The sequence below is a fragment of the Achromobacter sp. K91 genome (genome assembly GCF_003576205.1).
GTDB classification, from domain to species: domain Bacteria; phylum Pseudomonadota; class Gammaproteobacteria; order Burkholderiales; family Burkholderiaceae_B; genus Achromobacter; species Achromobacter aegrifaciens.
On the sequence record NZ_QWFB01000044.1, the window covers coordinates 81,729 to 101,663 of the forward strand.

The window sequence follows — 19,935 nt, forward strand, 5'->3', positions numbered from 1 at the left end:
TCAGGCGGAGGCGGGCATCTCGCCGTGCAGCAGGTAGTCCATCAATTCACGCACCGAGCGCATGGCGCTGCCGAACGGCAGCTTGGACGCGCCGCGGAAGAACAGGCCGCGGCTGACCTCGCCGCGCATGGCGGCCGCCAGTTTCAGGTCGATGCAGAATTGTCCGAAGCGCGCCAGGCCGTCGCGCAATCCGCATTGCGTCAGGCAGTCCATGCGCTGGCTGCAGCGGCGCGCATCGCAGCGGGTGTTGGCTTGCAGGGTCTTTTCCTGCCGCAGATAGCGCGTCAGCCAGGGCGTTTCCACGGCGCGGGCGGGCAGGCCGGCCACGCTGGTGAATTCGGCCAGCTTGTCCGGGTCGGCGTCAATCAGCACCCGCTTGAAGTTCTCATGCGCGTCGCCTTCGCTGGTGACGGCAAAGGCCGTGCCGACCTGCACGCCGTCGGCGCCGTTGGCCAGCCAATGGCGCACCTGCTCGTGGCTGCCCACGCCGCCCGCCACGATCAGGCGGGGCGCATCCGAACCCAGCGCCAGTTCCTGGAACAGCTTGTGGCAATCGGCCAGCACATGCTGGAAGTCGAAGCGCTCGCTGTGCACGTCATCCAGCCGGGCCGCGCCCAGATGGCCGCCGGCGTAGCCAGGGTGTTCGATCACCACGGCATCGGCCATGCGGCCCTTTTTCATCCATTTCTTCAGCACCACCGCCACGCCGCGCGCCTCGGACAGAATGGGCACCAGCGCTACCTTCGGGTAGTCGGCCGTCATCTCGGGCAGGTCCAGCGGCAGGCCCGCGCCCATCACGATGGCGTGGGCGCCGCTTTCGCAGGCCTGGCGCACCAGGGCGGGATGGTCGCGCACCGCCTTCATGACGTTCACGGCCACCAGGCCGCGGCCTTGCGCGGTGTCCAGCGCGGCGCGTACCTCGCGGTCCAGCGCGACCTGGTTGGCGCTGTCGATGACGTCGCGATCATGGCAGCGTTCGGTTTTTTCCAGCAGGTCGGGATGGTGGTGGCGCAAATCCACACTGGCGATGGTGCCCATGGCGTTCTGGCTGGCGACCGCGCCGGCCAGGCGATGGGCGGATACGCCGACGCCCATGCCGCCCTGGACAATGGGCAGCAATTCGCGTCCGGCGAGGGTGAGTGATTTGAACCACGTCATGATGAGTCTTTCCTCTTTTCAAGTGGAAAGAGGCTAGAGCAAGGGAGTTCGCGTCGCCTTGCGCAGGATCAAGCGGCGAACAATGGAGGGCCCGGCTTAGGCGCAGGCCCACCGCCGGGCCGCCCCAAGGTGGGCCAGCCCCCTCGGGGGGCAGCTAGCCCCGCAGGGGCGCGGCGTGGGGGTCCTCCCAGGCGCAGGCCCACCGCTGGGCCGCCCCAAGGTGGGCCAGCCCCCACGGGGGGCAGCTAGCCCCGCAGGGGCGCGGCGTGGGGGCCATTAGCCTAGCAGCTTGACGATTGCCGGCACCGACAGCACGGCGGTGTAATAGCCCATGAACTGCACGCCCGTATTGAAGCCGAACAGGCGCGACAGCAGGCCGCCGATCAAGCCCATGGTCAGGATCACCAGCAGGCCGAGGAACTGGCCTTCCCAGATGCTGATGACGATGATCAGGCCTACGAAGGTGGCGATGATGGCTTCATGGCTGACCTTGCGCGACACGAAGAGCGCGGCGCGGCGTGCGAAATTCATCGCGAACGGATAGGACACGACCGCGGCCAGCAGCACCGCCAGCATGCCGTAACCCAGGAATTCCCAGTGGTTGAGCAGATTGTGCAGGTTGTGGGTCTGGCCCGATGCGGCATCCACCGTGAAGCGCGGCGGCGCGTTGAAGAGCGGCGCGGCCGGGCCGGCGGCAACCGGGCTTAGCGGCAGGCCGAAGGCGATCAGCGGGATCAGCGCCTCGGCGATGTAGGTGGCCTCGGTCACGCCGTTGCGCGCGCTCAGCACCGTCGTCAGGCGGTGGTAGGCATGCTTGATGCGCGAGCCGACCAGTTCCCCCAGCACCACGGTCATGGCCACGGGACTGAACACGAAAGTGGCGCTGGAGATCGCGGCCGTGGCCAGGGTCCAGCGCGTCTGCGTGCGGTCCATGACCTTCAGCGGGTTGGGAAAATAGCCCGACCAGCCCTTGACGTCGGGCGCCAGCGAGAACGTGCGCACCTTGTCGCGCATCATGCGCGAGCGGCCCTGGGGCGAGATCACCGTGAACAGATCCGCGATCAACGGGCCGATGGCGATGCCCAGGAAGTAACTGATGCTCAGCTTGACGCCGTACTTGGCCGTGAGGCTTTGCAGCGCGATGATGACCACCACGAAGGGCACCAGCAGCGCCACGGCGGCCCAGCGTCCGGCCGAGAAATAGGCGATCAGCACCGCGGCGGCCAGGAAGATCCAGGGCGCGGACTTGGTGATGGCGGCGCCGAACGGAGCCAGCAGCACCGCGAACAGCACGGCCAGGGGCACGGCGACGAAGGCCGCGACGATGGCGCCGGACACCATCTTGCGCAGAGCGATGTGCGGCACGCCCAGCTTGCGCAGCATGTTCGCGTCCTGCAGCAGCGGCGTGGCCAGCGTGTCGCCCGGGATGCCGAGCAGGGCCGTGGGCACTGCGTGCGTCATGTGTTTGGCGACCGCGCCGGCCAGGAAGAAAGTGAATACGCCAGCGGGCGGCACGCCCAGCAGCACCACCAGCAGGGTCAGCGGCGCCAGCGTGGTGGTTTCGTCGGTGCCGGACACCAGGCCGATGGCCGCGAACACCACCGCGCCCAAAAGCCCCATCGCGGCGGCCACCATGATTTGTTCAAGCAGGATGGGGTCGCTCATGCCAGCGCCTCCTTGCTTGGGCCGGCCTGCGCTGCCGCGGCGGGTTGCGGTTGCGCGGGTTGGGCGGCGGCTTCGGCGAACAGTTCGTACAGACCCAGTTCCTTCAGTTCGCGCTTGGTGGGTTCAGGCAGGTCCGCCAGGGAGCCCAGGCCGCCCGGTTGCTCGGCCAGTTCAGCCAGGACTTCGGCGCGCCAGGCAGGATCATGGGCGGCGCTGTGTTCGATGACTTCGCGCTTGGGCGGAAACAGCCGGGCGCAGATCACGCCCGCCAGCACGCAGCCGGCCAGGCCGGCCAGCATGGCGTAGGCGTGCGCAAGTTCGGGCGATGCCACGATGCCGCGCAGCCAGCGGCTGGCGGCGTAGAAGCCCGCCACGCTGATGACGATGCCGAGGCCGATGGCCCAGGCCAACTGGCGCAGATCCACCGTGTCGCTCCAGACTTCCGCCAGGCGCCAGGAGGGCGCCGGGGTGCTTGGTTTCATGTCTCTCTCCTCTGTGGTCGGGCGGCATCCGGGGAGTCCGTGCGCCGCCTCTGTCGTTGTCCAGGGCCCGCGAGGGGCGCCTGTCGCTGCATGCAAAGCCGCCTGACCTTGCGGGACAAACTCATCGCGGGTTGCGCAGTTCCTCCAGCAAGGCCAGCGCGCGGTCGGTGCGGACGTCTTTTTCCGCCGCCATGCGCTTGGCGACCGCGTCGATCTCCGCGCCCGTCGCGCCGGCCACCAGCGCGATATTGCGGGCGTGCAAGGCCATATGGCCGCGCTGTATGCCTTCGGTGGCCAGCGCGCGCAGCGCGCCCAGGTTCTGCGCCAGGCCCACAGCCACGGCGATTTCGCCCAATTCCTGGGCGGAGCGCAGGTCCATGATCTTCAGCGCTACCTGCGCCAGCGGATGCGTCTTGGTCGCGCCGCCCACCAGGCCCACCGGCATCGGCATTTCTATCGTGCCGACCAGCGCGCCCGAATTGTCTTTCTCCCATTGCGTCAGCGAGGTGTAGCGTCCCGAGCGGCTGGCATAGGCGTGGGCGCCGGCTTCGACCGCGCGCCAATCGTTGCCGGTGGCAACGATGACGGGGTCGATGCCGTTCATGATGCCCTTGTTGTGCGTGGCGGCGCGGTAGGGATCGACGGCGGCGAAGGTGTAGGCGTCCAGCACGCCCTCGATGATCTCGGCGCCGCTGCGCTCTTTGGTGTCCAGGACTTGCGGCGTGAGACGCACGCGGGCGCGGGCCAGGCGCAGGTCCGCCAGGTTGGACAGGATGCGCAGCCGGACCGAGCCGCCGGTGATTTGTTCGACCAGCGGCGCCACGGCCTCGGCCATGGTATTGACCGTATTGGCGCCCATGGCGTCGCGCACGTCCACGATCAGATGCATCACGATCATGGGACCGCGCGGCGTGTCGGGGAATACATGGACCTCGATGTCCTGGCAGCCGCCGCCCAGCTCGATCAGCACCTTGTCGCGGCTGTTGGCCAGCGCGACGATGCGTTCGCGCTCGCGCAGCAACGCCAGGCGCGCCCCTTGCGGGTCGCCCAGTCCCAGCACCTGCACCTGCGCGCGCATCAGCGGGCGGGTACTGGAGGTTTCGAAGCCGCCGCATTCGCGCGCCAGCTTGGCCATGTAGGATGCGGCCGCCACCACCGAGGGCTCTTCGACCGCCATGGGCACCAGCACGTCGCGGCCATTGACCTGGAAATTGCCGGCTACGCCCAGCGGCAGCTCGAACGAACCGATGACGTTCTCGATCATGCCGTCGGCGCGGTCCAGACCAAGCGCGCCCGGTTGGGCAAGCAGCGCGCGCTCCGCGGGCGTGAGCGCGGCGGCGTCGGCGATGGTTGTCAGGCGTTGCGCGGGGGTCAGGGCGCGGAAGTTGGGCAGGCGTGAATCGGCCACGATGAGGTGTCTCCGTATAAGAATCAAGTGGCCTGATTCTAGGTAAACTGTACCGCTATTGAGAGGTACAGTTTTGGCAAACAGTACCATTGCACTGCACCAATTCTGATAGTCCAGCCAACAGGAAGACGCGCGTGGAAGCAGCACACACCGGCGGCAGGCCCCAGCGCGCCGCGCCCATCGCCGAAAGCCTGGCCAAGTTGATCGGCCAGCAGATTGCCGATGGCCTCTACCGGCCGGGCGACAAGCTGCCGTCCCTGCGCGAACTGGCGCAGTTGCATCGCTATGCGAAGAACACGGTGGTGGTGGCGTTTGAAATGCTGGTGGCGCAAGGCTTGGTGGAACCGCGGCGGGGCTCGGGCTTTTTCGTGCTGGAGACGAAGTTCGCGCGCCAGGCTGCGGAAGAAGAGCCAGGGCAGTTGAGCCGCGCCATGGACATCGTTTGGCTGATGCGCGAACAGCTCAAGACCCAGCCCGACGCCGTGGCCGTGGGGGACGGCTTTCCGCCCGTGGAATGGCTGGCGGACATGCGCATGGACCGCTATCACCAGAAGGTGGTGCGCACCGGGTTGGGCGCCTTGTTCCGATACGGCAGCCGCTTCGGCTATGCGCCGCTACGCGAGAGCCTGGTGCGCAAACTGGGCGACGTGGGCATCAACGCGGCGCCGCCGCAATTGGTGCTGACACATGGGGCGAACGAAGCCATGGATCTGGTGATCCGCTATTTCGTGCCGCCGGGCGCGGCCGTGCTGGTGGACAACCCCGGCTACTACCCTCTGTTCGGCAAACTGAAGCTGGCCGGCGCGCGCATGCTGGGCGTGCCGCGCCTGGCGGACGGCCCCGACGTGGCTGCACTGGAAGCGCTGCTGCAACGCGAAAAGCCGCGCTTGTTCTTCACCCAGTCGCTGGCGCACAACCCCACTGGCTCGGACATCTCGCTCGCCAAGGCCTACAAGGTCCTGCAACTATCCGAACGCTACAACCTGACGGTGGTAGAGAACGATCCGCTGGCCGATTTCAAGCCCACCTCGGCCGTGCGCCTGTCGGCGCTGGATCAGCTGGAACGCACGATCTACATAGGCAGTTTTTCAAAGTCCTTTTCAGCTGCGCTGCGGGTGGGCTTTATCGCATGCAACGCGGCCCTGGCCAGCGATCTGGCCGACCTGAAGGCGCTGGTGCATGTCAGCAGCTCAGAGTATTGCGAACGCATGGTGGACGTGATGCTGCGCGAAGGGCACTACGAACGGCATCTGGTCAGGCTGCGCCAGCGGCTGGAGGCGGCGACCGGCCATGCCTTGCAGGTGCTGGACGCGCTCGGCGCCGGGGTATACACCCGGCCGACCAGTTCGCTGTACCTGTGGTCGACTTTTCCGGGTGTAGAGGACTCCCTCAAGCTGGCGGCCGATTTGATACCCGAGAAGGTCACCATGGCGCCGGGACGCGTGTTCAGCGTGGATCCCACGGCGGTGTCGCCGTGGTCCCGCTGCAACGTGGGCGCGGTGGGATCGCCTCGTTTTCTGGCCACCATGCGGCAGCACCTGGCTCAGCGATAGGAGAACTCCTCGAACCATTGCATCAGCAGCGCCAGGGCCGGCGAGCTTAGCGCGCGTACCGGCGGCGCATCGGGCGAGCGGCGCGCGCCTTGCACGGCAAAGCGGCGCACGCCGCGACGCGCCAGCTCGCGGGCCAGGGTCAGCAGCCGGGTTTCGTCCAGCCAGTCCGGGTGCCAGGTGATGCGGCACTCGAAGTCGATGTCGGCCGCCAGCAGTTGCGTCAGGCAGGCCAGCGCGGGGCGCTGTGAATCGCGGCGGCCGGTGATGTCGTCATAGCCCTGGGCGTCGGCCTTGATGTCCAGGCCGATCCAGTCCAGATGGCGCAGCACGTCGGCCAGGCGTAGCGGATAGATGCCGGCGGTATGCATGCCGACGCGGTAGCCCATGCGCCTGACGTCGCGGATCATCTGCGGCAGGCGCGGTTCGCTCAAGGGCTCGCCGCCGGAGAAAACAATGGCGTCGAGCAGGCCCTTGCGCGTCTCCAGGAAGGCGCGGACCTCGCGCCAGTCGTAGCGGGCGGCGCGGGTCTGGAGCTCGACGTTATGGCAATAGTGGCAGCGCCAGGGGCAGCCCGAAATGAATACGACCGCCGCCAGTTGCCCGGGCCAGTCCACGGTGGAAAACGGCACCAGCCCGCCGACGGCATGCGAATGCCGGGGCAAGGGCTGGGCCACCGGTTGCGGCGCGGCCGGGTAGGCCGGGCGCGCCGTCAGCCGCCGCGTGCCCGGGCCGCAGCCCGTGGCTGACGCGGCGGCTCGCGTGGCGCCCTCAGGCGCGGCGTTCGACGAAGAAGCGGCGTTCATTGAATTCGCCCTGTTTGCCGGTGTTGAAGGAAGTGACGGGGCGGTGGTAGCCCATGACGCGGGTCCAGATCTCGCAGCGCACGCGCTGGCTGTCGTCCAATTGCGCGGCGGGAGCGGTGGTGACTTCGGGAGCGATCAAGGTTTGCATGGCGGTTCCTTATGGAGTGGATGCCGGGCGGTTGCCCGGCGGTCCGGTCCGGGGCCTGTCGTTTACAGGTCCTAGGCCGGGGTGCAGCATGCCGCTTGCTTGGCCAGCAGTTCGGCATCGCATTTCGGGCAGAACTCATGGTGCCCCGCCAAATAGCCATGGTTGGGGCAGATGGAGAAGGTCGGCGTGACCGTGATGTAGGGCAGCCGGAAGTTCGACAGCGCGCGGCGCACCAGCTGCTTGCACGCGGCGGAAGAAGAAACCGCTTCGTTCATGTACAGATGCAGCACGGTGCCGCCGGTGTACTTGCCCTGCAGCGTTTCCTGCAGTTCCAGCGCATGGAAAGGATCGTCGGTGTGGCCGACCGGCAGCTGGCTGGAATTGGTGTAGTAGGGCTGCGTCTCGCTGCCCGCCTGCAGGATGGCGGGATAGCGCTTCCTGTCTTCGCGGGCGAAGCGGTAGGTGGTGCCTTCGGCGGGCGTGGCTTCCAGGTTGTACAGGTGGCCGGTCTCTTCCTGGAACGCGGTCATGCGGTCGCGCACGCGGTCCAGCAAGCGCACGGCCAGGGCATGGCCCGCGGCGGTGGTGATGTCCTCGGCGTCGGCCGTGAAGTTGCGGACCATCTCGTTGATGCCGTTCACGCCCAGCGTGCTGAAGTGATTGCGCAAGGTGCCCAGGTAGCGGCGGGTATAGGGGTAGAGGCCTTGATCGATATAGCGCTGCACCACCTTGCGCTTGGTTTCCAACACGTCGCGGCCCAGTTCCAGCAGGTGGTCCAGCCGCTGCATCAGCCGTGCTTCGTCGCCGCGGCAGGTGTAGCCCAGGCGCGCGCAATTGACCGTCACCACGCCGACCGACCCCGTCTGCTCGGCCGATCCGAACAGGCCGTTGCCGCGCTTGAGCAGTTCGCGCAGGTCCAGCTGGAGGCGGCAGCACATCGAGCGCACCATGTGCGGCTCCAGGTCCGAGTTCAGGAAGTTCTGGAAATAGGGCAGGCCGTAGCGCGCTGTCATCTCGAACAGGCGCTCGGTGTTGGGGTGGTCCCAGTCGAAGTCGGGCGTGATGTTGTAGGTCGGGATGGGGAAAGTGAACACGCGGCCCTTGGCGTCGCCAGCCATCATGACTTCGATGTAGGCGCGGTTGATCATGTCCATCTCGGTCTGCAGGTCGCCGTAGGAGAAGGGCATTTCCTCGCCGCCGATATACGGGATCTGGTCCTTCAGGTCCGGCGGGCAGGTCCAGTCGAACGTGAGGTTGGTGAAGGGCGTCTGCGTGCCCCAGCGGCTGGGCACGTTCAGGTTGTAGATGAGTTCCTGCATGGACTGCTTCACGTCCGCGTACGTCATGGCGTCGCGGCGGATGAAGGGCGCCATGTAGGTGTCGAAGGAGCTGAATGCCTGCGCGCCGGCCCATTCGTTTTGCAACGTACCCAGGAAGTTGACGATCTGGCCGATGGCCGCGGACATGTGGCGTGGCGGCGTGGCTTCGACCTTGCCGGGGATGCCGTTGAAGCCTTCGGTCAACAGCTGGCGCAGTGACCAGCCGGCGCAATAGCCGCTCAGCATGTCCAGGTCATGGATGTGGATGTCGCCTTCGCGATGGGCGCGGCCCGCCTCGGGCGCGAATACGTTGGACAGCCAGTAGTTGGCGGTGACCTTGCCGGCCACGTTCAGGATCAGGCCGCCCAGGCTGTAGCCCTGGTTGGCGTTGGCATTGACGCGCCAGTCGCGCTGGTCCAGGTATTCCTCCATCGCGCTTTCCACGTCCACCAGCGTGTGGCGCAGCGCGCGCAGCCGGGCGTGCTGTTCGCGGTGCACGATGTAGGCGCGCGCAGTGCGCCAATGGCCGGCCTGCACCAGGGCTTCTTCCACGCGGTTCTGGATGGTCTCGACGCCCGGGCAGGGGTTGTCTTCCAGTGCGGCGATGACGGTGTCGGTCAAGGCCTGCGCGCCCGCCAGGTCCAGTTCTCCCGTGCTGTTGCCGGCCGCCGCCATGGCTTGGGCGATCTTGTCGCGGTCGAACTCCGCGACCCGGCCGTCGCGCTTGAGGATGTGCTGGATATGCATGACTGACACCATATGTAGTAGGGTGTGAAAACTCTACCACCACATATGGTGCGGGCGCCGCCCGGCACCGCCTGGATATCAGGCTTGCTTGATGCGCGTCAAACCTGCGCTTCAGAAGCCGATGCCGACCCCGGCCAGGGATATCGCCACGGCCAGCGCCGCGGTACGGGCTGCCGGACGCGGCGCCCACGACAGCATGCCGACCCAGAGCAGCGCGCCGGCCGACAGCCAGCCCAGCCAGGCCACCACGCCTACGGTGTTGCCCCAGAGTCCCACGCAGGGCAGTAGCGCCAGCGCCAGCAGCAGCACGCCGGCGCCGCGCAGCACGCGGGTATGGCCGGCGGAGGGATCGCGTCCCCAGACCTGGTCGTAATGGCGCGGCATGGCCAGGCTCAGGCAGGCCATGCCTGAATAGGTCAGCAGCAGCGCCATGGAAATCGCGTACAGGTCGTTGGTGTTCATGCGGCCGCCTCTGCGTCACTGCGGGGATTGCGCCGGATGGGCGCGGATGCGGGCCGTCGCCACAACAGCAGGGCCGCCCAGCCCGATAGTACGCCGAATGCGGCGGACGTCAGTTCGACGCCCGCGCTCTCCCAATCGCCGCGTGCGATCTGCGCTGCCGGATGGTCGCCCAATGTGACGAACGATAGCGCCGGCAGCAGCAGGCACAGCGCGGACAGCAGGACCAGTTGCGAGATCCAGGCGCGGCGCGGGCTGCACAGCCAGGCATGCGCCAGGGTCAGCGCCCACACCAGGAAGAAGCAGCGCAACTCCCATAGCGCGCGGTTTTCCAGCGCTACGGGCAGCAGGCGGTTGGCCCAGAGGTAGCCGATGCAGGCGATCGCCAGCCCGGCCAGCGCGGCCACGTTCAAGCCTTCTATCAGCCGGTACATGCGCGCCGTCGCGCTGCCGAATTCGTCGCCGTGCTTGGCGCGGCGCTTGACCATGAACAGCAGCGCGCCCGTACCCATCATGGCCGCGCCCGCCAGGCCGCAGATGAAGTACAGCCAGCTGACGGCCAGTCCGCCGAACTTGGACATGTGCAGGTCGCTCATGACCTGGAACGCCAGGGCCGGCGCGCCGCCATGCACGCCGCCCGCGGGCCGCAGGCGCAGCAGTTCGCCGCTGGCGGAGAACTCCGCCATGCCCGTGGTGGCGCTGATATTGCGGAAGGTGTCGGCGTCTTCGTTCCAGCCGTAGACGCCGATGCGCATGGAGCTATCTTCGGGATTGTTGATGACGATGGCGCGCGCCGTCTGCCCGATCAGTTGTTCGCCGCGGGCCACGATGGGTTCGAGCGCCGGCATGGCCAGCGCCACACCCGTGCGCGAGGGACGCTCCTCGCCGGACAGTTCGGCCAGATAAAGGCGGCTGGCCTGGGGACCCGGGCCGTAGGTGGCCGTGACGGGGGCGGGCATCAGTATCGCGCTCGAAATCACGATGCCCGTGTAGGCGATCATGAATTGGAAAGGCAGGGTCAGCACCGCCACGGCGTTGTGCGCATCCAGCCAGGACCGTTGGCCCTTCTTGGCGCGGAAGGTGAAGAAGTCCTTGAAGATGCGCTTGTGCGTGACCACGCCGGAAATCAGCGCGACCAGCATCGCCATGCTGGCGAAGGCAACGATCCACAGCCCCAGGCCGGCGTCGTGCAGCGTGTAGTGGAAGTCCACGAAATGCGTGCCGCCCATCGTCGCGCGGCCTTCGGCGTCGTGGTGGTCCGCCAGTTCGGCGCCCGTGTCGGGATCGAGTTCGGCATCCGCGTACTGGCCGTTCTGGTCGAACCAATAGGCCGTCAGGCCGTTGTCGTGAAAGCGGTCCACCGGCCAGATTTCCCACATGCCGGCGCCCGCATGGTTGCGCGCCATATAGTCCACCGCCAGTTCCAGCCGGCGCGCGCGGTCCACCGGAACGCTTTCCTTTTGCGCAGCCTGCGCTTCCGCCTCCTGGTGCTCGGGCGTCATCCAGTGCGTGATGGGTTCGGAGAAGACGGCCAGCGATCCCGTCAGGAAGATGGCGAACAGCAGCCAGGAAAACCACAGGCCGACCCAGGTATGGAGCCAGGCCATGGATAGGCGGAAACCGGATTTCAGGACGAGCCTCTTTCTTGTTGGCGCCGCCGCGAGCCGGGCGGTCTGATTTTATTGAGAATGGTTCCAATTCTAGTCTAAATGGGGACGAGGTTGTCCCTGCCGTCGGCCTTGTATTTTTTGCCGCGCAAGCGGCATCCGCTCCGAGCTGCCGCAGGCAATTGCCATCGCGCGGGCCGGGCACGGCGATTGCTGGGTAGGCGCTCCATCCGCATATCCGCCGCGGGCATGCGCGGATGCCCGCAAGACATGAAAGAGGAGCGCCACATGAAACGCAAAGCTGCAAACGCCTCGCAGATCGAGGAATTGCTGTACCAGGCCCTGGAAACCGAAATAGGCGGCCTGGCCGTGTATGAAACCGCCGTGTCCTGCGCGGTGAACGAGGACCTGAAAAAGGAATGGCTCGGCTACCTGGAAGAAACCCGCACGCATCGCCGGGTGCTATTGACCGTATTCGAGCAGCTGCGGCTGGATCCGCAGGCGCAGCCGCCGGGCCGCCAGGTCGTGCGCCATATCGGCGAGGCATTGGTCAAGGCCATGAAGATGGCGATCAGCGCGGGCGATCCGGACGCGGCCCAACTGGTCGCCACCGAATGCGTGGTGCTGGCCGAGACCAAGGACCACGCGAACTGGTCCCTGATCGGCGTGATTGCCGAGCAGCACAGCGGCGACGAGGCCAAGGTATTGAAGCAGGCGTATGACGCCGTGGCCACCGACGAGGACCACCACCTTTATCACACGCAGGGCTGGTCGCGCGAATTGTGGATCCAGTCGCTGGGATTGCCGGCGGTGCTGCCGCCGCCCGAAGAGGTCAAGCAGGTGGAGACCGCCATCGGCGCATCGCGGGCCGAACAGGCGCGCGGCAAGATGTTGAGCCACTAGGAGATTGCGATGCCAGCCAAGAAAGCAGCAGGCAAGGGCGGCGCAGGCGCGGCCGTGGACACGGCCTACCTGAATACGGACAGCGGCCCCGCGTCCGGACCCGCTGGCAAGCCCAGCCATCCGGCGCTCAAGCGCGCCGCGGCCGTGGGTGATACGGCCGCCGCGATTCCCCACAATGCCGGCAAGGCGGCGGAGTACGGTGAAGCAGGGGCGCGGTGCCCCTATGCCGGCGCGCACGTCGCGGCAGCGGATCCTTCCGCGACGGCCAGTTCGCTGTCCGAAGCCGAGACCTCGGCCAAGACCGGGGGCGCGGCCGCGGCCGGCATCAACGCGGCCGACGGCCGGCTGGAACGCGTGCGTGCGGATTCAAGCGGACAGATGCTGACCACCAACCAGGGCGTGCGCGTCAGCGACAACCAGCACTCGCTGAAGGCGGGTTTGCGCGGGCCGGCGCTGCTCAAGGACTTCATCCTGCGCGAGAAGATCACGCATTTCGACCACGAGCGGATTCCCGAGCGCATCGTGCATGCGCGCGGTTCGGCGGCCCACGGCTACTTCGAATGCTACAAGCCGCTGACCGACCTGACCGCGGCCTCTTTGTTCGCCGAAGCCGGCAAGCGCACGCCGGTGTTCGTGCGTTTTTCGACGGTGGCAGGCGAGCGCGGCTCCAAGGACACGGCGCGGGACGTGCGCGGTTTCGCCGTGAAGTTCTATACCGACGAGGGCAACTGGGATCTGGTCGGCAACAACATGCCGGTCTTCTTCATCCAGGACGCGATGAAGTTCCCGGACCTGGTGCACGCCGTCAAGCCCGAGCCGCATCATGGCATGCCCCAGGCCGCGTCCGCGCACGACACCTTCTGGGACTTCGTGTCGCTGATGCCGGAATCCACCCACATGCTGATGTGGCTGATGTCGGACCGTGCCATCCCGCGCAGCTACCGGATGATGCAGGGCTTTGGCGTGCACACCTTCCGCTTCGTCAACGCCGCGGGCGAGTCGCGGCTGGTGAAATTCCATTGGAATCCGCTACTTGGCACGCATTCGCAGGTCTGGAATGAAGCCGTGAAGGTATCCGGCGCGGACCCTGACTTCCACCGCCGCGATCTTTGGGAGGCGATCGACGCCGGCAATGGCCCGCAGTGGGAGCTGGGCGTGCAGGTATTCACCGAGGAGCAGGCCGAAGGATTCAGCTTCGACGTGCTGGACGCCACCAAGATCGTGCCGGAGGAACTGGTGCCCGTCGTGCCGGTGGGGCGGATGGTGCTGGACCGCAATCCCGACAACTTCTTCGCCGAGACCGAGCAGGTCGCCTTTTGCGCTGCCCACATCGTGCCGGGCCTGGACTTCACCAATGACCCGCTATTGGCCGGGCGCATCCATTCCTACGTGGACACGCAGATTTCGCGGCTGGGCGGCCCCAACTTCCATGAAATCCCGATCAATGCGCCGCTTGCGCCCGTGCATAACAACCAGCGCGACGGCATGCATCGCCAGGCCATCCATCGCGGCCGCGTGGCCTACGAGCCCAACTCGCTTGCCGGCGGCTGTCCGTTCCAGGCCGGCATGGATGGCTTCGTGTCGTTTCCGGAGCCGGAGACGGGCGACGAACTGCGAGGGCATCCTGAAAAATTCGCCGAGCATTACAACCAGGCGACGCTGTTCTACGACAGTCAGGCAGACTGGGAAAAACGCCACATCGCCGACGCCTATGCCTTTGAATTAAGCAAGGTCACGGTGCCGGCGGTGCGCCAGCGCATGGTCGCGTCGCTGCGCAACGTGTCCGAAGAACTGGCGCAGGGCGTGGCCGACCAGCTGGGCATGGCCTTGCCCGCGCCCTTGCCGCGGGCGATCGAGCGTCCGCCCAAGCCGGAAGTCGAGGTGTCGCCGGCATTGTCATTGGCCGCGCGCCCTGGGGATGGCGGCATCGCCACGCGCAAGGTCGCAATCCTGGTGGCGGAGGGCGCGGATGGCAAGAGCGTGTCCGCCGTAGCCCAGGGGCTGATCGCGGCGGGCGCCATCGTGCGGCTCGTCGGGCAGCGCATCGGGCCCGTCCCGGCTGCCGGGGGCGGCACGCTGGATGCCGATGCTTCCCTGGACAACCATCCTTCGGCGCTGTTCGATGGCGTGGTTGCGGCGGGCGGCGAGGCTGCGGTGGCCCGCCTGGAATCGGACGGACGCGCGCTGGAGTTCCTGCGCGACGCCTATCGCCACGGGAAGACTTTGATGGGCATGGGCGAGGGCGTGCAGCTGCTTGCCGCGGCGGGCCTGTCCGCCGATACGGCGGATGGCGGACTGCTAAGGATGGACGCGGCGGCCGCCGCTAAGAGCGTGACCGCCTTCATCGAAGCCCTGGGCCGGCATCGCCACCCGGAAAGGGAGACCACGCCGCCCAGGGTTTGATGCCGCCGCTGCGGCCAGGTGCATGTGTATCTTGACAAGGCATCGGCGCCTGCCAATACTGATCCGGCAAGTCGGGGCGAGCGCGTCGGGCGCTTGCCGTCCTTTTCCTTTCGAGATCAGGGGGCTGTATGCGTCGCGCGTCCGTTTTGCCTATGAGTATCCGCGGCTGGCTTTGGGCCAGCCTTTTTTTGTGGGTCGCCTGTATCTGCCTGGCGCCGCAGGCCAGGGCGGAGTCCGCGGCCGAGCTCAGCCGTGAAGCGCAGAGTGCGCTGGATCGCCTGTACCAGCAGGAACCCAAGACGCGTGTACTGGGCAACAAGGCGGTGGGCGTGCTGGTGTTTCCCCGCATTCTGAAGGGCGGCCTGCTGGTCGGCGCGGAAACTGGCGACGGCGCGCTCATCCGTCGCGGCAAGGTCCAGGCCTACTACAACATATCGGCCGTATCGTTCGGTCTTCAGGCCGGCGCGCAGGAGTTCAGCTATGCGCTGTTCTTCATGAACGAGCCGGCGATGCGATACCTGGACCAGAGCGACGGCTGGTCGCTTGGCGCCGGCCCCAGCCTGGTCGTGGTGGATGACAGCTATGCCGCCAGCATTACCACCACCACCCTGAGCCAGGATGTCTATGCCGTGCCATTCGGCGGACAGGGGCTGATGGCGGGCATGGGCCTGGAAGGGTCCAAGATCACCCGCACCCAACCGGACTGAGGCCAGGCGTCAAGCTGCCGCGGTTAGTCCAGCGTGATGCCGGCGCGGGCCGCTACTTCGGAAAAGGTGTGCAGTTCCTTCGTGATCTGCGCCTTGAATGCCGGCCCGGGCAGATAGACCGGATCCAGCGCCAGGTCCGCCACCGATTTGCGGACCTGCGGATCCTCCATGATTTCCGCCACGGCGCGGCTCAGGGTATCCACCACAGGGGCCGGCGTGCGCGCCGGCGCCACCAGCGCGTACCAGCCCACGAAAGAAACGTCCGCCATGCCGGCTTCCGCGAAGGTCGGCACGTCGGGCAGTTGCGGCATGCGGCGTTCGCCCGTCACGGCCAGCGCGCGGATCTTGCCGGCGCGGACCTGCGGCGCGGCGGAAGACACGGTGTCCACGCCCAGGTCGACCTCGCCGCCTATCATGGCCGTGACCAGCTGCGCGCTGCCCTTGTAGGGCACCGGCAACATCTTGGCGCCCGCGGCCTCGGCGTACATCTCGCCCGCCAGGTGTGGCGCGGATCCGGGACCGAAGGTGCCGTACATCAGGCCGCCCTTGGCGCTTTGCTGCCGGGCCAGCGCCGCCGCTTCCTGCGCAGTGCTGGCCGCAAGGCCGTTCTTGGCCAGCAGCACCACGGGCGCCATGGCGACGATGGCGATGTGTTCATAGCTCTTTTGCGGGTCATAGGGCAGCCCGGGCTTGAGCGCCGGCAGCACGGTATAGGTGGTGCTGCCCGACAGCATCAGGGTGTAGCCGTCAGGCTGCGCGCGCGCCGCCGCTTCCGCGCCGATCACGGTGGATGCGCCGGGGCGGTTCTCCACGATGACCGGCTGGCCGAACTTGCCGGACAGCTTGTTGGCCAGCAGACGCGCCACGGCGTCGGTCGCTCCGCCCGGCGTGAAGGGTACGACGATCTTGATTGCCTGTTCAGGATAGGCGGCTTGGACGCCGCCCGCATGCGCGGCGGCGGCAAGGCTTGCGGCGGCCAGGGCGGCGCGGAGTTTGACGTTCATGTCGGAGATTCCGGTCAGTTGGCGTTGGAAGACGGGCGCGCAGCCGCCTGGCGCGGGGCGCTGCCCTGATCGCCCAGGTCCCAGTACAGGCCAGCCATGATGGCCAGCCCCTCGCGGGCGACGCTGCCCAGCAGGTGTTCGTTGGGCGCGTGCTGGGCGCAAGCGGGATAGGAATGCGGCACCCACAATGTAGGCAGTCCCAATTGGTCGGCGAAGATGTCGTTGGGCAGCGAGCCGCCCAGGTTGGGCAGCAGCGCCGGCCGCTTGCCGGTGCTGCGTTCCAGCGAGGCCGCGGCCCAGCGCACCCAGGGATTGTCGGGCGACAGGCGGGTGGCGCCGGCCTGCATGCCGATGCGCACCTGCACGTCCTCGAAGCCCGCCGCGCGCAGGTGTTCCCGCACGTGCGTTTCCAGCGCGCGCCAGTCCGTACCGACCACGAAACGCAGCTGGCACCAGGCCACGGCCTCGGGCGGTATGGCGTTGACCGGCTTGGCCGGATCGCCGGCGCCAAAGGTCAGGACGTCCAGGCTGTTCCAGCCGAACACTTTTTCGGGCGCGCTCAGCCCGGGTTCGCCCCACCACGCGTTGATGTCGGGGTCGTCTTCGCCGCCGCCGACTTCCAGGTCGGCCAGCGCCCCGGCCACCGCCTCCGGGATGGGGGGCGGGCGCAGGCCGGGCACCGTGATTCGGCCGCGCGCATCGACCAGCGTGGCGATGGCGTGCGCCAGCACGATGGCGGGGTTGGCCAGCAGGCCGCCCCAGTTGCCCGAGTGGTAGCCGCGTTCGCGCGCGCGCAGTTTCAGTTCGAAGTTCACCGCGCCGCGCGAGCCCATGAACAGGGTGGGACGCTGCGCGCTCAGCCGCGGGCCGTCGCTGGCGATGAAGACATCCGCCGCCAGCGCCTCGCGCTGTGCCTCGCAGAAGGCGGCCAGTCCGGGGGAGCCCGCTTCCTCGCCGGTCTCGATCAGCCAGGTCGTGTTGAAACCGAGCCTGCCGCCGCGCGCGGCGATGACCTGGCGCAAGGCTTCCAGATTGATGCTGTGCTGGCCCTTGTTGTCGGCGGTGCCGCGTCCGTACCAGCGGTCGCCTTCGACCTGCAGGCGCCAGGGATCGCGGCCGGCTTCCCACTTGGCGGCGTTGCCGCGCACCACGTCGCCGTGGCCGTACATCAGCACCGTGGGCAGACCGGCCTGCTCGTTGCGGCGCGCCACCAGGATGGGCAGGTCGGCGCCCGAGGGGTTGGGGTGCACCTCACAGGCGAAGCCCAGTTGCTGGAGCAGCGGAACCAGTTCTTCGTTCAGGTAGGCATGCTGGGCCGGCGCCTGGTCGGGCACTTCGCTTTCCGTCGCGTAGGCGACGCGGCGGGCCAGCGCGGCATGCAGGTCGCCGTTGTCGTAGGCTTGAACGGCTTGGAGCAGGGCTTGTTCGCGTGTCACTTCGGTGCCTGGGATGGGATGCAGAGGGAGGCACAAAGTTATTACGCTTCACTACATGCCACAATTAGATAATTAGCATTCTTTCATTGCCATAAAGGCATGGATAAGAGGGGCCGCCATGATTTCGCTGGGCTTGAGGTATTTTCTGGAGGTCGCGCGCTGCGGTTCCATCGCGGGCGCCGCGGCGGCACAGCACGTGGCGGCTTCTGCCGTCAGCCGGCAGATCGCCAAGCTGGAGGACGGGCTGGGCATCGCGCTGTTCGAGCGGCAGGCGCGCGGCATGGAACTGAGCGAAGCCGGCCGCCAATTGGCGGCCTACGCCAATGCCGCCGCCCTGGAAGCCGAGCGCGTCACCACCGAGATCCGCCAGCGCGGCCACTTGGGCGACGTGACCATACGCCTGGCCTGCACCGAGGGTTTCGCCCACCGCTTCCTGCCCATGTGCATGGCCGAGTTCAAGCGGGTCAGGCCCGAGGCCCGTTTCCATTTGCACGTGGAGCGCCCCGAGGAGGTCAGCCGCCAGATCCTGGAGGGCCTGTCGCAGCTGGCGCTGCGCTACACCACCGCGCAGGACGACCGGCTCAAGACCGAACTGCTGGTGCGCGCGCCGGTCTATGCGGTCATGTGCCGCAACCATCCGCTGGCCAGCCGCCGCAGCCTTGGCGTGCGCGACCTGACCAAGGTGCCGCTGTCGCTGGGCGACCATGGCACTACGGTGCGGCAGCTGTTTGACGCGGCCTGCGCCAACGCCGGGCTGCACATCGAGCCGGCCTACGTGTCCAATCATTCCGCGGCCTTCCTGCCCATGCTGCCGGGCAGCGACATCGTGGCGCTGTCGGGCTACCTGACGGTGCTCGGACAGCGCGACGGCGAAGGCCTGGTCGCGGTGCCGTTCAGCAATCCCGAAATGCGGCAGCGGAGCATCCAGGTCCTGACCTTGCAGGGCCGGACCTTGCCGGCGCTGGCGCGCGAGTTCCTGGAGTTCATGGCGCAGCGGCTGACGGCCACGCCCAAGGCGCCGGAAGGGTAGCGGGGCCGCCGCGGGCGGCCCCGGGACTGCGCTTCAGTCCAGCGAGATATTGGCCTCTTTGACCACGGCCGCGAAGCGCGCCGAATCCGCGTCGCGGGCCTGGGCCAGCGCGGCGGCATCCTGCGGCCAGGCGTCGAAGCCATAGGTCTCGAAGCGCTTGCGCACCGCGGGCGTGACCACGGCCTGGGCAATGGCGGCGTTGATGCGCTTGACCACGGCATCCGGCGTGCCTTTGGGCGCGAAGGCCGCGACCCAGGTCTTCAACTCGAAGTCCTTGGGGCCGCCGGCCTCGCTGACCGTGGGCACGTCGGCGTAGGAACCGAGGCGGGACGGCGCCGCCAGCGCCAGCAGCTTGACCCGCTTGGCCTGGTACAGGTTCTGCACGGTGGCGGCCGTGCCGAAAGCCCAGTCGACCTCGCCATTGGCCACCGCCGTGTAGAGCTGGGCCAGGTCCTTGAAAGGCACGTGCGTCATGCTGGTCTGCGTGGCGGTCTGGAACATGGAGGTGCCCACATGCGCCACGCTGCCCATGCCCCAGGTGCCGTAGGTCAGCTTGCCGGGCTGGGCCTTGGCTGCGGCGATCAGGTCGGTGACGTTGTTCCAGGGGGACGAGGCCGACACCACCATGAAGAAATGCGTGGTGTAGATCGGCGCCACAGGGACGAAATCCTTGACCGGATCGAAGGGCAGATTGCGGTAGAGCTGCGGCTGCAGCGTCATGTGGGTGTTGTCCACCACGGCCAGCGAGTAGCCGTCGGGCGTGGCGCGCTTGACCTCGCCTATCGCCAGCCAGCCGTTGGCGCCGGGCTTGTTCTCCACGATAAGCGGCTGCTTCCAGGCCGCCGTGAGCTGTTCGCCCAGCATGCGGGCGACGGCGTCGGGGCCGCTGCCCACCGAATACGGCAGCACGATGCGCACCGGCCGTTCGGGGTACTTGTCGGATTGGGCCTGTGCCGAGGCGCAGGCCAGGGCGCCGGTCAGCGCCATGCACCAGAGAGTATTTTTCATGTCTCCTCCACTTTCCATGGATGGTTTTTGCGGCGCTTCCCCGCGCCGCTTATCGTCGGGGCCGCATGCGCGGATGCGCCGCGGCCGGGTACTTA

17 protein-coding genes are annotated in these 19,935 nt (G+C 67.4%); 5 read left to right on the forward strand and 12 right to left on the reverse strand.

The window, feature by feature from the left end; genetic code table 11:
• From DXK93_RS22185 to DXK93_RS22205, 4 genes are all read right to left on the reverse strand, one after another.
• The gene (locus DXK93_RS22185) at positions 1-1,158 is read right to left on the reverse strand and encodes a nitronate monooxygenase family protein (protein ID WP_054456816.1); all 1,158 of its coding nucleotides are present in this window, start codon (positions 1,156-1,158) and stop codon (positions 1-3) included.
• A gap of 276 nt (positions 1,159-1,434) precedes the next feature.
• On the reverse strand, positions 1,435-2,823 hold the full coding sequence (locus DXK93_RS22195) for a tripartite tricarboxylate transporter permease (protein WP_119451124.1): 1,389 nt from the start codon (positions 2,821-2,823) through the stop codon (positions 1,435-1,437).
• Positions 2,820-3,305 (reverse strand): hypothetical protein, encoded by a 486-nt coding sequence (locus DXK93_RS22200; protein ID WP_054456818.1) that lies wholly within the window; start codon positions 3,303-3,305, stop codon positions 2,820-2,822. Before DXK93_RS22200 ends, DXK93_RS22195 begins: the two co-directional genes overlap by 4 nt.
• Before the next feature lie 121 nt (positions 3,306-3,426).
• Complete coding sequence (locus DXK93_RS22205) at positions 3,427-4,716, reverse strand: hydroxymethylglutaryl-CoA reductase, degradative (RefSeq protein WP_119451189.1); 1,290 nt, start codon at positions 4,714-4,716, stop codon at positions 3,427-3,429.
• Positions 4,717-4,847: 131 nt separating this feature from the next.
• Between DXK93_RS22205 and DXK93_RS22210 the strand changes: the two genes are divergently transcribed.
• Positions 4,848-6,266 carry a PLP-dependent aminotransferase family protein gene (locus tag DXK93_RS22210; protein WP_119451125.1) on the forward strand — a complete coding sequence of 473 codons (1,419 nt, stop codon included), beginning with the start codon at positions 4,848-4,850 and terminating at the stop codon, positions 6,264-6,266.
• Here DXK93_RS22210 and DXK93_RS22215 read toward each other — a convergent pair.
• From DXK93_RS22215 to DXK93_RS22235, 5 genes are all read right to left on the reverse strand, one after another.
• Positions 6,257-7,069 (reverse strand): anaerobic ribonucleoside-triphosphate reductase activating protein, encoded by an 813-nt coding sequence (locus DXK93_RS22215; RefSeq protein WP_175160615.1) that lies wholly within the window; start codon positions 7,067-7,069, stop codon positions 6,257-6,259. The genes DXK93_RS22210 and DXK93_RS22215 overlap by 10 nt on opposite strands.
• Positions 7,035-7,217: an anaerobic ribonucleoside-triphosphate reductase gene (gene nrdD / locus DXK93_RS22220; protein ID WP_054456820.1), complete on the reverse strand. Its 183-nt coding sequence runs from the start codon at positions 7,215-7,217 to the stop codon at positions 7,035-7,037. Before nrdD ends, DXK93_RS22215 begins: the two co-directional genes overlap by 35 nt.
• A gap of 71 nt (positions 7,218-7,288) precedes the next feature.
• Positions 7,289-9,283, reverse strand: a complete 1,995-nt coding sequence (locus tag DXK93_RS22225) for a ribonucleoside triphosphate reductase (RefSeq protein WP_119451191.1) — start codon at positions 9,281-9,283, stop codon at positions 7,289-7,291.
• Positions 9,284-9,394: 111 nt separating this feature from the next.
• A complete protein-coding gene (locus DXK93_RS22230; RefSeq protein ID WP_042793406.1) occupies positions 9,395-9,745 on the reverse strand; it encodes a DUF3325 domain-containing protein in 351 nt (116 codons plus the stop codon).
• Positions 9,742-11,349, reverse strand: a complete 1,608-nt coding sequence (locus DXK93_RS22235) for a PepSY domain-containing protein (protein WP_119451126.1) — start codon at positions 11,347-11,349, stop codon at positions 9,742-9,744. Before DXK93_RS22235 ends, DXK93_RS22230 begins: the two co-directional genes overlap by 4 nt.
• 288 nt (positions 11,350-11,637) lie before the next feature.
• Between DXK93_RS22235 and DXK93_RS22240 the strand changes: the two genes are divergently transcribed.
• The 3 genes from DXK93_RS22240 (at position 11,638) to DXK93_RS22250 (ending at position 15,362) form a co-directional block, all read left to right on the forward strand.
• Positions 11,638-12,252, forward strand: coding sequence for a hypothetical protein (locus DXK93_RS22240; RefSeq protein ID WP_054456822.1), 615 nt, complete (start codon positions 11,638-11,640; stop codon positions 12,250-12,252).
• Positions 12,253-12,261: 9 nt separating this feature from the next.
• The gene (locus DXK93_RS22245; RefSeq protein WP_119451127.1) at positions 12,262-14,655 is read left to right on the forward strand and encodes a catalase; all 2,394 of its coding nucleotides are present in this window, start codon (positions 12,262-12,264) and stop codon (positions 14,653-14,655) included.
• 152 nt (positions 14,656-14,807) lie between these two features.
• Positions 14,808-15,362, forward strand: coding sequence for a lipid-binding SYLF domain-containing protein (locus DXK93_RS22250; RefSeq protein ID WP_233564586.1), 555 nt, complete (start codon positions 14,808-14,810; stop codon positions 15,360-15,362).
• A 23-nt stretch (positions 15,363-15,385) separates the two neighbouring features.
• On the opposite strand, the gene DXK93_RS22255 is transcribed toward DXK93_RS22250, so the two are convergent.
• Positions 15,386-16,366: a tripartite tricarboxylate transporter substrate binding protein gene (locus tag DXK93_RS22255; RefSeq protein WP_119451129.1), complete on the reverse strand. Its 981-nt coding sequence runs from the start codon at positions 16,364-16,366 to the stop codon at positions 15,386-15,388.
• 14 nt (positions 16,367-16,380) lie between these two features.
• The gene (locus DXK93_RS22260) at positions 16,381-17,802 is read right to left on the reverse strand and encodes a M20 family metallopeptidase (protein ID WP_119451130.1); all 1,422 of its coding nucleotides are present in this window, start codon (positions 17,800-17,802) and stop codon (positions 16,381-16,383) included.
• Positions 17,803-17,920: 118 nt separating this feature from the next.
• Between DXK93_RS22260 and DXK93_RS22265 the strand changes: the two genes are divergently transcribed.
• A complete protein-coding gene (locus tag DXK93_RS22265; RefSeq protein ID WP_054456827.1) occupies positions 17,921-18,832 on the forward strand; it encodes a LysR family transcriptional regulator in 912 nt (303 codons plus the stop codon).
• A 33-nt stretch (positions 18,833-18,865) separates the two neighbouring features.
• On the opposite strand, the gene DXK93_RS22270 is transcribed toward DXK93_RS22265, so the two are convergent.
• Positions 18,866-19,840 carry a tripartite tricarboxylate transporter substrate binding protein gene (locus tag DXK93_RS22270; RefSeq protein ID WP_119451131.1) on the reverse strand — a complete coding sequence of 325 codons (975 nt, stop codon included), beginning with the start codon at positions 19,838-19,840 and terminating at the stop codon, positions 18,866-18,868.
• Positions 19,841-19,935 lie beyond the last annotated feature (95 nt).